General features: G+C 65.3%; 12 protein-coding genes and 2 pseudogenes. 8 read left to right on the forward strand and 6 right to left on the reverse strand.

Annotated features, from left to right (window positions below; genetic code table 11):
• Nucleotides 1–47 precede the first annotated feature (47 nt).
• From GGD62_RS14990 to GGD62_RS15000, 3 genes and pseudogenes are all read left to right on the forward strand, one after another.
• The gene (locus GGD62_RS14990) at nt 48–731 is read left to right on the forward strand and encodes a TetR/AcrR family transcriptional regulator (RefSeq protein WP_183708920.1); all 684 of its coding nucleotides are present in this window, start codon (nt 48–50) and stop codon (nt 729–731) included.
• Between the two features lie 7 nt (nt 732–738).
• Nucleotides 739–1,050 (forward strand): annotated as a pseudogene (locus GGD62_RS14995) (transposase); the annotation flags it as partial.
• Between the two features lie 111 nt (nt 1,051–1,161).
• The gene (locus GGD62_RS15000; RefSeq protein WP_018322134.1) at nt 1,162–1,674 is read left to right on the forward strand and encodes a hypothetical protein; all 513 of its coding nucleotides are present in this window, start codon (nt 1,162–1,164) and stop codon (nt 1,672–1,674) included.
• 23 nt (nt 1,675–1,697) lie between these two features.
• On the opposite strand, the gene GGD62_RS15005 is transcribed toward GGD62_RS15000, so the two are convergent.
• Nucleotides 1,698–2,051: a cupin domain-containing protein gene (locus GGD62_RS15005; RefSeq protein WP_183708921.1), complete on the reverse strand. Its 354-nt coding sequence runs from the start codon at nt 2,049–2,051 to the stop codon at nt 1,698–1,700.
• A 282-nt stretch (nt 2,052–2,333) separates the two neighbouring features.
• Here GGD62_RS15005 and GGD62_RS15010 point away from each other — a divergent pair, with 282 nt between their 5' ends.
• Nucleotides 2,334–4,283 (forward strand): DEAD/DEAH box helicase, encoded by a 1,950-nt coding sequence (locus GGD62_RS15010; RefSeq protein ID WP_179734328.1) that lies wholly within the window; start codon nt 2,334–2,336, stop codon nt 4,281–4,283.
• 78 nt (nt 4,284–4,361) lie between these two features.
• Here GGD62_RS15010 and GGD62_RS15015 read toward each other — a convergent pair whose 3' ends face one another.
• Both GGD62_RS15015 and GGD62_RS15020 read right to left on the reverse strand, forming a co-directional pair.
• Complete coding sequence (locus GGD62_RS15015) at nt 4,362–4,673, reverse strand: hypothetical protein (protein WP_183708922.1); 312 nt, start codon at nt 4,671–4,673, stop codon at nt 4,362–4,364.
• Nucleotides 4,674–4,799: 126 nt separating this feature from the next.
• Nucleotides 4,800–5,306 (reverse strand): GNAT family N-acetyltransferase, encoded by a 507-nt coding sequence (locus GGD62_RS15020; RefSeq protein ID WP_183708923.1) that lies wholly within the window; start codon nt 5,304–5,306, stop codon nt 4,800–4,802.
• Nucleotides 5,307–5,452: 146 nt separating this feature from the next.
• Here GGD62_RS15020 and GGD62_RS15025 point away from each other — a divergent pair, with 146 nt between their 5' ends.
• Complete coding sequence (locus GGD62_RS15025) at nt 5,453–5,839, forward strand: hypothetical protein (RefSeq protein WP_177237232.1); 387 nt, start codon at nt 5,453–5,455, stop codon at nt 5,837–5,839.
• 53 nt (nt 5,840–5,892) lie between these two features.
• Here the strand turns inward: GGD62_RS15025 and GGD62_RS15030 are convergent.
• Together GGD62_RS15030 and GGD62_RS15035 are read right to left on the reverse strand one after the other, a co-directional pair.
• Nucleotides 5,893–7,025, reverse strand: a pseudogene (locus GGD62_RS15030) (DJ-1/PfpI family protein).
• A 127-nt stretch (nt 7,026–7,152) separates the two neighbouring features.
• Nucleotides 7,153–7,707 carry a PAS domain-containing protein gene (locus GGD62_RS15035; RefSeq protein ID WP_183708924.1) on the reverse strand — a complete coding sequence of 185 codons (555 nt, stop codon included), beginning with the start codon at nt 7,705–7,707 and terminating at the stop codon, nt 7,153–7,155.
• Between the two features lie 455 nt (nt 7,708–8,162).
• Here GGD62_RS15035 and GGD62_RS15040 point away from each other — a divergent pair, with 455 nt between their 5' ends.
• A complete protein-coding gene (locus GGD62_RS15040; RefSeq protein WP_183708925.1) occupies nt 8,163–8,984 on the forward strand; it encodes a rhomboid family intramembrane serine protease in 822 nt (273 codons plus the stop codon).
• Between the two features lie 190 nt (nt 8,985–9,174).
• Nucleotides 9,175–9,603 carry a CBS domain-containing protein gene (locus GGD62_RS15045; RefSeq protein ID WP_179734336.1) on the forward strand — a complete coding sequence of 143 codons (429 nt, stop codon included), beginning with the start codon at nt 9,175–9,177 and terminating at the stop codon, nt 9,601–9,603.
• On the opposite strand, the gene GGD62_RS15050 is transcribed toward GGD62_RS15045, so the two are convergent.
• Nucleotides 9,604–10,638, reverse strand: coding sequence for a patatin-like phospholipase family protein (locus GGD62_RS15050; protein ID WP_018322143.1), 1,035 nt, complete (start codon nt 10,636–10,638; stop codon nt 9,604–9,606).
• Between the two features lie 245 nt (nt 10,639–10,883).
• Between GGD62_RS15050 and GGD62_RS15055 the strand changes: the two genes are divergently transcribed.
• A complete protein-coding gene (locus tag GGD62_RS15055; RefSeq protein ID WP_092259287.1) occupies nt 10,884–11,957 on the forward strand; it encodes a hypothetical protein in 1,074 nt (357 codons plus the stop codon).
• The last annotated feature ends 216 nt before the right edge of the window (nt 11,958–12,173 follow it).

Genomic DNA, 12,173 nt, shown 5'->3' on the forward strand with positions numbered 1-12,173 from the left:
GGTATCGTAATTCAAGAATTAGGATACTGTCAAGTACTGGAATTGCCGTGACCGAAAACAGCCAGGGCCGGCGCGGCCGGCCCGCCAACGAGGCGCTTGGCCAAACCATCATCGACGCCGCGCGCGAGCTCTTTGTGGAGTTGGGTTTTCAAGCGACGACATTGGACAAGGTCGCCCAGCGAGCGAAGATATCCAAGCTCAGCATCTACAGGCACTTCGAGAACAAGGAGGCGCTGTTCGGCGCGGCCATGGCGGCCGGCTGCCATCAGTTGTTTGCACCACAGGCCCTTCTTGAAGGCGTCGACGGTTCGGTCGAAGACCAGCTCGTGGCGGTGGGATCATCACTGCTTCGCACGCTGTTGAGATCAGACGTCCGCAGCCTCGAAGCCATGGTCATGGCCGACAAGACGAGTCAAAACGCGTTAGGCAAGCTCCATTTCGAATCCGGCCCCGCCCATGTCATCGCCGAAATCGAGGCCCTGTTGCGTCAGTTGCACGCGAAGGCGGTTCTGAACGTGCCCGATCCTCTCCGGTCCGCCCGCTTGTTCGCCGCGCTTTTCAAAGGATCCGATCTCCTGATGATTGCACGCTTCGATCAGGCGAAAGCAGAGGACCACAACGAAATCGAATCCTATTGCCGGTCGGCCGTCGCCATGTTCATCGCCGCGCATCGTGACAACGACCAAGTGGGCGGAGATTTGCCTCCCTTAAGGTCAAAAAACAAAATTTGAATCGTGCGTGACTAGCAAAATTCATGCGGTGGTCGGTAGCAATGGTCTGCCGGTACGGCTGGCGCTGAGCCCCGGTGAGGCGCACGACGTTCGACTAGCCGGAAAACTGCTGTCTCGTCTGAAATCCGGGGCAATGTTACTCGCCGACCGTGGCTATGACGCCGACTGGATCAGAGAACTTGCGATGAAGAAGGGCGCGTGGGCCAACATCCCGCCAAAGAGCAATCGCAGCGATCCGATCTGCTTCAGCCCGTATCTTGCTTTCGTTCAGCTCGCCTCGATCAGGCTATGGCTTCGCGTTAATGAGTCCACGTCCTAGTCCAGTCACGGTGCCCGTCGCCTCAAAAGTTCCACCGGAAATCCCCGAGTTATTCACGCCGAGGTGAAACTTAGGTCAAGGTTGCGGCTTTCAGTTGCCAGGAGAGCGATCGTGAAGCGAATCCTGAAACCCGTCACTTACGTGCTGGCTGCCATTTACTTCGTGTTGGATGCGGTCTTCATGGCCGTGGCGCGGCCAATAGCGCGTTGGATCGGGCGGCATTTCGAATTCAGGCGATTGCGCGCCTGGATCAGGGGGCTACCGCCTTATCCATCGCTCGCTTTATTCTCGGTGCCCGTCATCATTCTGGAGCCGGTCAAGCCCGTGGCGGCCTATCTCGCCGCGACCGGTCAGTTCGTCAGCAGCGTTGTGACCTTCATTGTCGGCGAGTTGCTCAAGCTGGTGTTGGTCGAGCGCCTCTTTCATCTCACGCGCGACAAGCTGATGCGAATTCCAGCGTTTGCCTGGGCTTACGGAAAATACGCCGCGGCAAAGGCGTGGCTGCAGGCGACCGAGGCCTGGCGCGCCATCCGAGCGCTGGCCCGCGCAATCAAGGACAGTGCTGCACGCGCGAGAGCCAGGCTGGCCGGCCGCTTCAGCCGGCTGGCGGCCTCCAGGGATTAGACCCGCGCCGGGAGAATTGCCCTCTACGCAAGCTTGCGCGCCGCGGCGGTCGCCTTGTCGCCGGTGTTCGGCGTGCCGGTCGGCTCGATGAGCAGGAGATGGACCTCCTCGCGCGCTACTGGACGGTGCTCGACACCTCTGGGCACCACATAGAGCTCGCCCGGACCGAGCGTCACCGTGCGATCCCGCAATTCGATGTCCAGATTGCCCTTCAGGACCAGAAAGAAGTCGTCGGTGTCGTCATGCTTGTGCCAGGTGAACTCGCCCTTCACCTTCACCACCATCACGTCGCAATCGTTGAACGTCGTGATCGTGCGCGGGGACCAGAGGTCCTCAAAGGTCGCGAGCTTGTCGGCGAGCGATATGCTGTCAGGCATGTTTCCCCCATTGTTCTCGTGTGAGAAACGATTTGGTATCGGATGGCCGGTGCGGCAAGACCATATCCATTGACCGATCGAGGTGGCGGTAAAAATCCTCCGCAACCTCTAAGCGCGGTTCTCTGCGCGAAGCCATGCATCATAGGCATGGTGATTTCCGGGCACTTGGCGTAAAGAGCGCCCAGATCAAATCAGCGTGCGGCCGGGCCGTTTGCCGCGCATGCAGCTCAGGCCCCTCGGCTCACCGTTTGCGCGCCTGAATTAACCAAGGTTCTCCATCCCGTGTCTTTTCCGGCCCTGACCCCGCCGCTCGCCCGCGCTTTGGCCGAGCGGAACTACGATTCGCCAACCCCCGTTCAGCTCGCCGTGCTCGCGGACGAAGCCGCCGGCCGCGACCTGCTGGTTTCGGCCCAGACGGGCTCCGGCAAGACCCTCGCTTATGGCCTCGCCATGGCCAAGGATCTGCTCGGCGATGCCGAGCGGTTCGAGCGGGCGGCGGCTCCGCTCGCCTTGATCGTGGCGCCGACCCGCGAGCTCGCGATGCAGGTTCAGCGCGAACTCGCCTGGATCTACCAGCATGCGGAGACGCGCGTCGTCTCCTGCGTCGGCGGCATGGATCCGCGTCGCGAGCAGCGCGAGCTCGCCGCGGGCGCTCACATCGTCGTCGGCACGCCCGGCCGGTTGTGCGATCATCTGCGCCGCGGCCGTCTCGACATCTCGGAATTGAAAGCGGTCGTCCTCGACGAGGCCGATGAGATGCTCAATCTCGGCTTTCGCGAGGACATGGAGTTCATCCTCGAGACCACGCCGGAGACGCGCCGCACCCTGCTGTTCTCGGCGACCTTTCCGCGCGGCATCGTCGCGCTCGCCAAGCAATATCAGCAGCAGGCGTTCCGGATCGAAGTCGCCGGCGACGAAGGCGGTCATGCCGATATCGAGTACCGCGCCATCCGGATCGCGCCCGCCGATGCCGAGCATGCGGTCGTCAACGTGCTGCGCTTCTACGAGGCGCCGAGCGCGCTGGTGTTTTGCAGCACGCGCGATCACGTCAGGCATTTGCAGGCGGCGCTCCTGGAGCGCGGCTTCTCCGTCGTCGCCCTGTCGGGAGAATTGACGCAGAACGAGCGGACCCTGGCGCTGCAGTCGCTGCGCGACGGACGGGCCCGCGTCTGCGTCGCCACCGACGTTGCCGCCCGCGGCATCGACCTGCCGAGCCTCGACCTCGTCATTCACGCCGACCTGCCCAACGACGCCGAGGTGATGCAGCACCGCTCGGGCCGAACCGGGCGCGCCGGACGCAAGGGGACAAGCGTCTTGCTGGTGCCACCCGCCCGCCGGCGTCGCGCGGAGCTGCTGCTCAATCTCGCAGGTGTCGACGCCGACTGGGGCACGGCGCCGCAGGCGGACGAAATCCGCAAGCTCGACCACGAGCGCATGAAGGACGTGTTGTTCACCGAGGAGACGACCGCGGACGATCTGGTGCTGGCTCAGGCGCTGCTGGCCGAGCGGTCGGCCGAGGATATCGCAGCCGCCCTGGCGCGGCTCTATCGCGCGCGGCTGCCGTCGCCCGAAGACATCCTCGATCCTGGCGAGCGCAGCGGCCGGCCGCGCGATGATCGTGGTCGCGATAAATTCCAGGATAGAGGCGACGGCGGCGACGATCGCGCCGGAAGACCTCGATCGAAATCGGGAAAAGTATCGTCGAAGCACGGCATGTCGGAGACGAGCGTCTGGTTCCGCGCCGCGATCGGACGACGCAAGAATGCGGAGGCGCGCTGGCTGCTGCCGATGATCTGCCGCCGCGGCGGCATCGACAAGCGCGACATCGGCGCCATCAAGATCATGGACACCACGACCGAGTTCGAGATCTCCGAGCGGGTCGCGGAATCCTTCGCGGCCAAGGTCAAGCGTCCGGACAAGGAGGACAGCATCCGCATCGAACGGCTGGGGGAGGGCTCGCAGCAGCAGGCGCCTGCGGAGGAGCGGTCACACACGCGCGAGAGCCGCGACAGCGATCATCGTGAACGTCGCGACGATCGTCCGCGCGACAAGAGTGAATTCAAGCCACGCGGCAAGCCTCAAGGCGAGCGCGGGCCGAAATTCGGCGATGCTCCGTCTTTCGGCAAGAAGAAGCACAAGAACAAGCCGGGTCACGCAGAGCCGTCGGTCACGGCGTGGCCCGCGAAGGGCGCGCCTGGAAAGAAGCCGAAGAAGAAAAAGCATCGCGGCTGAACCGGCGCCGTTCAGCGCAGACGACAATGATGCCGCCGGGTTGCACCGGCGGCATCATCTGAAAAGTCAGGTGTGAGTTCAGCGGCCGCCGCCACCACCACCACCGCCTCCGCCGCCACCACCACCTCCGCCGCCGCCGGCATCGCGCATCGACGAGCTGTAGCGCGGATCAGTCTGCTTCATGTAGGTCGGCGAGGTATCGTTGGCGAGGCGCGCGACGGGGCGGCGTGCGCGGCCCGGGGTCGTCGACTCCGCAACGATGCCACAGCTTTCGAACAAGCCGAACTGGCAACCATCGATTCGGTGTGGCGCCGCGTTGGCGCTGGTCGCGGCGAACGCGCTCGCTGCAACACATGTCATCAAAGCAATCTTCGACAAAGTGAGTTTCATGGATCTTCTCCAGCCTCGGTTCGGCGAGACCGGAACGGCTCGCACATCCCTTCGACGGAGCGCCACTTGACCCGGTTCGAGGGCGCGGCTTCACGCCCGCGTGAGCCGGCTGGCCGGTGAGGGACATTACGCCGCGGTAAGGTCGCGCAGCATATACGTCGCGCCTTCGCCATAGGATGCCAGCTTTGCGCGCAGTGCCGCGTCCGCCGTGACGGGCCGAAAGCCGAGACGTTGCCACAGCGGCCGCGTGGCATAGACCGAGACCAGCGCGAGCGTTGCGATGCCTGCCGCACGCGCCAGCTGCTCGATCTCGGCAACATAGGAGCGCGCGACACCGCCGCGAAAATCGGGCAGCACCGCGACGTCGTGCAGGTAGAGGCAATCCGCATCGTCAGGCAATCGTGCGAGCAGGCCGTCGAGCGGCGGGATCCGGTGTTGCTTCCAGGGATGCGAAAGTCCGTAGCCGGCGATCTCGTCGCCCGTGATCAGCACGCGGCATCCGTCGGGATAGAGCCGCATCTTCTCCGCGAGCACCTCGGGGCTCTCAGGAAGAGCAGGATGAATCCGCGCCGCGATCGCGCTGATCGCGGGCAGGTCGGATGCGTGCGCGGGACGCCAATGCGGCTTGCTCATGTCTTTCCGTCGTTCCGTCTCGGTTGATCCAGTTTATTCCGCCGCGTCGGCGAGCGCAGTGAAAAATATCCTTGCCGCCGTCTCAGGAATACGACGCGGCCTGCGGCGTCCTACCCATGCAAGCCAATTGCACGACAGGAGATATCATGACGTCCTCGATCCGCCTCGCGCTCTCGCTGGCACTCTCGCTCGCGATCGTTCCCGCCGCCTTCGCCGCACCCCCGACCAAGACCGGCAAGACCGACAAGGGCAACGTGCTCACCGATGGCAAGGGCATGACGCTCTACACCTTCGACAAGGACGCGGACGGCAAGTCCGCCTGCAACGGTCCATGCGCGACGAACTGGCCGGTGCTGAAGGCCGAGGCCAGCGATGCAGCGGGCGACGGCTACACCATCATCACGCGCGACGACGGCTCGAAGCAGTGGGCCTACAAGGGCAAGCCTCTCTACACCTTCGCCAAGGACCAGAAGCCCGGCGACGTCACCGGCGACGGCTTCTTGAACGGCGCCTGGCACCTGGCGATGCCGTAACCGCGCATCGTGCGTCGGCTGTTGCTAGCGACAGCCGGCGCACTGACGTGCGGTCATCTCGGATATTCGAGCTGCATCGCGACGAAGTCGGCCGTGCGTGACCCGTAGCGCGCATCGATGGCATGCAGCGTCCGGTCCAGCGCTCGCGCCGGCGGCAAGTCGACGGTATCAGGCGGCGTCAGCGTGCCGGCCAGTCGGCCGCGACCTTGTCGGGCAGGATGCGAAGACCGCCACGGCTCGTCTGCGGCTCTGCCGTGGCCGCGAAGGTGAGGGCGCGCGAGCGATAGGTGCGCGACCACGCATCCGCGACAAGCGCAAGCGACACCTCGTCGATGTCTGGCGTCAGCGCGAGTCCGAGTTGCTCGCGGTTCCAGAATGCGAGCGTGTTGGCGATCGCCGTCAGCGCGAACGGGCGTGTGAACTGGAACGCCGCGCTGCGATGGCGCGCATTCCACTCCGCAAGACCGATGTCGCGGGCGACCGCCTCGGCCCTGGCGCGGCCGGCGATGGCCTCGACCAGGGTCAGGGCCATCGGTATGGACGCGGTGATGCCGGTCGTCGTCGCAACGCCGCGATCGACCACCAGCCTGCGGTCCGCGACGTAGCGGATCGCGGAATGCTTCTGCAGATCGCGCACCGAATACCAGTGCGTGGTGGCCTGCCGGCCGTCGAGGAGTCCCGTGTTGGCAACGACCTTGGCGCCGACGCAGACGCCGATGATGATCGCGCCCTTGCCGGCCTGGCTTTTGATCCATTGCAACGCCACGGCATCGTCTTCGCGGCTCATCGCGGGCACGATCACGTAATCGGCGCCGTCGGGATGCGCCGCGTCGAACTCGGCGATGGTCGCATGCGGCTGCACTTTCAGCGCGGGATAGAGCGTGACGGGTCCGGGCTGCGTCGCCAATGTGAGGACGTCGGCGACATCGGCGCGCGCGAGGATGCCGTAGGGCATCAGATAGTCGGTCGTCTCGCTCATGTCGTTGATGCCGACGATGGCAATCAGCGGGCGTTTGCGCTTCGGCGGCTTCAGCGCCGCAAGCGTCGCTTCGGTCTCCTCCTTGGATATCGCAGGGGCGGCTCCCTGAGCCGGCGCGCCTGGCAGCAGGAACAGCCAGCTTCCGCCGATCGCCGCCAGCAGCGCCACGCAGCCGAGGCCGCTCAACGCCAGAACGCGCCATGTCATGATGATGTCACCCGAACCTCGTTGCTTCACGCGAGGCGGAAGCTAACCCTTGGCGACGACATCAGGAATGACGCAGATCCGGCAAAAACGGCCATCCGCATGCGCGTGATTTGTCGGGCGGCGGAGACTATCTCAGCCCTTCATACACCATCAGCCCGCGTGCGATCTGCAGTTTGCGGATCGCGCGCGGCAGCAGCTTCTCCGGCTGGTGCAGATAGCGCCAGGAGGTGAGGGTGAAGGCTGAGAGCGCGCCGCATTCGTCGTCGAACGGTGCGAGCACGCCCGTCACGCTCACCGGCGTGTGCGGGCGGGCGTTGAAGGGCAGCAGCAACAGCTCGAGATAGGCCTTGCTGCCGTCCTCGCGCGCGGCCGTGACGCCGGCGATCGCACCTAACGCCTCGTCGGCGACGATGGTGGTGATCTCCTCGATCTCGCCGCGGCTCGCGGCCGTGAACAGCGCCGCAAAGCTCTGGTCCTTGAGGTCACATCCCGCGAGAGCACAGACGCGTGTGCCGGCGACGCGGAAGGGAAAGCCGAGATTGGGCTCGCAGGAGAGGACAAAAATGTCGCCGAGCAGGCCGCGGACCGCGGCCGGATCGATGTCGGCCCTGTCGGGAGCCCGTGCGGCGCCGCGCTTCTTGTCCCAGTACGCGAAGAACGCGCGGCTCGACGGATGTTTCATGTCTGAACGCTTATCCCGGGGTGCAACCTCGAAGGGACAAAGCTGTCCCGCTTCAGTGCACCCGCGATCCCTTGTGATGTTGTGCAGGAGGGGATTTGCAGCGTCCATGCCGGGAGGGCGTTTTCGCCCTCGTTAAGGCGGTCTTTGCGTTGTTAACGTTAAATTAACTATGGCCTTTGCCCCTCGCGCGGCGCTGCTATGGTGATCGCAGTCGCAAGCCTCGCCGCTTTCATCCAGGTTCTCGGCGGGGCCTGTACACAGGGCGTCAAACAGTTTGGTCACGGGCCGCGGGGAGGGGTGGGGATACACCTTCATTCCTCCGGCACCGGAAGGCCGACACGGACAGGCAGGGCTTCCCAGGGCCCTGCCTTTTCCTTTTGTGCACTTGCGCAAGGCCGGCAAAGGCGACTATCTCCAAACGGATCGTTCCGATCGCGCCTGAAAGCGAAGCTGCCTTGGATTCCCCGCACGATTCTCCGCCGCAGGATTCTCAGCCCGGCCTGCCGGCCGCCCATGAGGAGGCTCCGCGCGAGCCGGTCCTGACGCTGCCTGTGGCGCTGACCGCCTATATCGTCCTGCTGGCGGTGGTCCATCTGCGGGTGCTGCTGCCGCCGGAGCTCGAGAACTGGACCATCGACGTCTTCGGCTTCATCCCCAAGCGGTATGATTCCTCGCTGCTGAACTTGCAGATCCCCGGCGGGGCCGGCGCCAAGGTCTGGACCTTCGTCACCTATTCGCTGCTGCACGCCAATCTGACCCATCTCGGCTTCAACGTGCTCTGGCTGTTGCCGTTCGGCAGCGCGCTGGCGCGGCGCTTCGGCGCGGTCAGGTTCTTCCTGTTTCTGGCGGTGACGGCGGCGGCCGGCGCGCTCGCCCATCTCGTCACCCATGAGCATGCGGTGGCGCCGATGATCGGCGCCTCGGCCTCGGTGTCGGGCGCGATGGCAGCCGCAATCCGCTTCGCGTTCGTCCGCGGCAGCTTCCTGTCGTTCAACCGGTCGGACGCCGATACCGCAGCCAAGGTTCCGGCGCTGCCGCTGTCGCGCGCGCTGCGCGACGGACGGGTGGTCGGCTTCCTCGCCGTGTGGTTCGGCGTCAACATCATCTTCGGCGTCGGTGCGATCGGCATCGATTCCGAAACCACGAGCGTGGCCTGGCAGGCGCATATCGGCGGCTTCTTCGCCGGCCTGCTGCTGTTTGCGCTGTTCGATCCCGTGCCGCGCGTGCGAAACGATGCTGCGGATGCGTCATCACAGGACGTTTCAGACCGTATTTGAAGCGGCGCTTGCGGTGCGGCCCGAATTCATCCATCATTTGCCGGAAGAATGTTCCGAAGCTGCAAGCCGCTAGCGGCGATGCTTCGCAAAGCGCCTGAGCCTGCAACCGGCGCTAAAACTGTTAGTTGAAGACTCGAAGAACAAGTCCGGGCCGCCAAAGGCGGAACGGGTCCGATTCAGGGAGGCAACAATGACGGTACGTTCCATTCTCAACACCAAGGGCCACCAGATCGTGAGCGTCGAGCCCGACGCGAAGCTGGCTGCCGCGGTCAAGTTGCTCGGTGAGAAGAAGATCGGCGCGGTGCTGGTGATGAACCAGAGCCGGCTTGAGGGCATCCTGTCGGAGCGCGACATCGTCCGCGTGATCGGCGAGCGCGGCGCCGGCGCGCTGGAGGAGCCGGTCGCTCAGGTCATGACCCGCAAGGTCGTGACCTGCAAGGAGACCGACACGGTCGCCGAGCTCATGGAGATGATGACGTCGGGCAAGTTCCGCCATCTGCCGGTGACCGACAACGGCAAGGTGGTCGGCCTGATCTCGATCGGCGACATCGTCAAGCGCCGGGTCCAGGAATACGAGTCCGAGCAGGAAGCCCTGCGCGACTACATCAAGACGGCCTGATCAGGTCTGCTCGCCCGCTTTCGGCGCGGTGCCTTCCGGCGCCGGCGCCAGCACATGGATTGCCTCCTGGATCGACTCCAGCGCGCGCTCCGCGGCGCGGGTGCCATGAGCGATCAGGTCCTCGGAGCGGTGGAAGTCGAACCAGCCGAACTGGCCGACCCGCGGCGTGATCAACAGATCCGGCGGATCGCCGGCAAGGCGGGCGCGGGTGATGCGATCCTGCATGATGTTGAAGGCATCCACCATCACCGAGGAGATGCCGGGCCGGCCATTACCGCCAAAGAACTCGCGCTTCATCGTCCTCTCGGGCGAGAACAGGCGCGGGAAGCGCCGCTTGGCCGTCGGCTCCTCCGCCTCCGGAGCGACCGGGGCGGGCAGTGCGCCGTGCGAATAGATCGTCGTGGAATGGGTGAAGATGTCGCTGGAAAGATTTGCGGCGATGACGATTTCGGCGCCGAGCGCGCGGGCGGCCGAGACCGGCACCGGGTTCACCAGCGCGCCGTCGACCAGCCAGCGGTCGCCGATCAGGACGGGCGAGAAGATGCCGGGCAGGGCGTAGGACGCACGCATCGCATCGACCACCCGGCCGCGTGTCAGCCAGATCTCGTGGCCGGTGCGGACCTCGGTCGCGACGCTTGCGAACTTGATGGGCAGGTCCTCGATCAGGGTCTGTCCGACCGCGTTCACGAGGCGGGTCGCCAGCTTCTCGCCGCCGAGCAGGCCGGAGCCGTTGAGGCGGATGTCGAGATAGCCGAGGATGTTGCGCATCCCTTGCAGGCTGCGCCCCCACTCTTCGAACGTCTCGAGCCGGCCGGCCGCATGCAGGCCACCGACCACGGCGCCGATGGAGGTGCCGACCACGACGTCGGGCACGATGCCGTTGGCAATCAGGGTCCTGAGGATTCCGATATGGGCAAAGCCGCGCGCCGCGCCGCCACCGAGGGCGAGGCCGATGACCGGCCGTCGGGTGGGGCCAAGGCCAATCTTCTCACCGTTCGAGCCGTTCGCGCCACGCCCCTTCAAGATGTCTAGCACCGAAACTCTCCTACGCCGGGGCCTGCACCGTCAGACTAGGCACCGCATTTGCGCTTCGCCATATCAGGCGCGAAGCATGGTTTATGCCGCTTTGGAAAGGGCACGGGGCAGGAGTATGGCGAGGGACGGTTGCCTCTGGTGTAATCACGCAGGCGTCAACCAGGTTCCACCGATCTGCACGGGCCCGTATTTCCAGGGGTATCAGAGGCTTGAATTTGCCGCGTTTTCGGTGAAAAGCAGGGGGCATGACACGCGGGGGTGACGGCATCATCGGATGGCGGCGCAGCGGCAGGCTGCTGCCGGCGCTGATCCTTGCCGCGTGCCTCGTTACCTCAGGCCAAAACGCTGCGCAGGCGCAGCTTTTCTCCGATCGTCCGCCGCCGGTCCCACCGGCTTCGGTGCCCGAGCCCGGCGGCGCCGTCAGCCTGGCGCCGCCCTCCGGGCCTGGCGCCGGCCCCCCGAGCCTGCCGCCGACCCTGATGCAGCCGGCAACCCCGAGCATGCCGCCGCCCGCGGTCACGACCGTGCCGCCGGCCGCCCCGCTCAATGCGGCCGTGCCCGGACAGGGCGTGCTGTCGCTGACCGCGAAATACGGCAAGGATTCTCCGGCGATCACCAGCGGCCTGGTGTGGCGCGTGTTTGCCGACCGTCCCGACGAGAACGGCACCTTCAAGCTGATCCGCGAGGACCGCAGCGCCACGCCCAACATCGTGCTGCCGCCGGGCAATTACGTCGTGCACGTCGCCTTCGGCCTCGTCAGCGCGGTGCGCACCGTCAGCCTGAAGGCCGAGACCGACCGCGAGTCCTTCGTGCTGCCGGCCGGGGGCCTGCGGATCGAGGGCCGGGTCGGCACCAGCCGCATTCCCCAGAACCAGATCTCGTTCGCGATCTACAAGGGCAGCCAGTTCGAATCCGGCGAGCGCGCCTCCTTGGTGCCGAACGTCGCCGCCGGCGACGTCGTGCTGCTGCCGGAGGGCACCTACTACATCATCTCCAACTATGGCGACGCCAATTCGGTGGTGCGCTCCGACATCCGCGTCCAGGCCAGCAAGCTCACCGACGTCACCATCACCCACCGTGCTGCCGTGATCACCCTCAAGCTGGTCAGCGACAGGGGCGGCGAGGCGCTCGCCAACACCGCCTGGTCAGTGCTGACCCCGGGCGGCGACGTCATCAAGGAATCGATCGGCGCCTTCCCGCGCGTCGTGCTCTCCGAAGGCGAATACCGCGCCATCGCCAAGAACGAGGGCAAGGTCTACGAGCGCGGATTCAACGTCGTCAACGGCGTCGACGGCGAGGTCGAAGTCGTCGCGCGCTAAGGCCATCGCGCGCTAAGGTCCTGGCGGCGATGCCGTCTGCGACCTGACACCGACCTGACGCCCGGCACGGAAATTCTCATCGAGCGCACGAGCGTGGCATCTCCTGTTACCGCCGCATCCGCCGTGGGGACTGGTGAGCAAATGCTCATCCCCATCAACCCCTGTGTTCTGCTTTGAATATGCAAGCGCCAGCAGATTGCCTCCTGGGGCCAAGGC

This window comes from Bradyrhizobium sp. ERR14 (assembly GCF_014198235.1).
Lineage (GTDB): Bacteria > Pseudomonadota > Alphaproteobacteria > Rhizobiales > Xanthobacteraceae > Bradyrhizobium.

Excerpts from the sequence above, each read along its gene's own strand:
- GGD62_RS15005 (WP_183708921.1), bottom strand. The coding sequence starts at position 2,051 with ATGCCTGACAGCATATCGCTCGCCGACAAGCTCGCGACCTTTGAGGAC.
- GGD62_RS15015 (WP_183708922.1), bottom strand. The coding sequence starts at position 4,673 with ATGAAACTCACTTTGTCGAAGATTGCTTTGATGACATGTGTTGCAGCG.
- GGD62_RS15020 (WP_183708923.1), bottom strand. The coding sequence starts at position 5,306 with ATGAGCAAGCCGCATTGGCGTCCCGCGCACGCATCCGACCTGCCCGCG.
- GGD62_RS15025 (WP_177237232.1), top strand. The coding sequence starts at position 5,453 with ATGACGTCCTCGATCCGCCTCGCGCTCTCGCTGGCACTCTCGCTCGCG.
- GGD62_RS15035 (WP_183708924.1), bottom strand. The coding sequence starts at position 7,707 with ATGAAACATCCGTCGAGCCGCGCGTTCTTCGCGTACTGGGACAAGAAG.
- GGD62_RS15045 (WP_179734336.1), top strand. The coding sequence starts at position 9,175 with ATGACGGTACGTTCCATTCTCAACACCAAGGGCCACCAGATCGTGAGC.
- GGD62_RS15055 (WP_092259287.1), top strand. The coding sequence starts at position 10,884 with ATGACACGCGGGGGTGACGGCATCATCGGATGGCGGCGCAGCGGCAGG.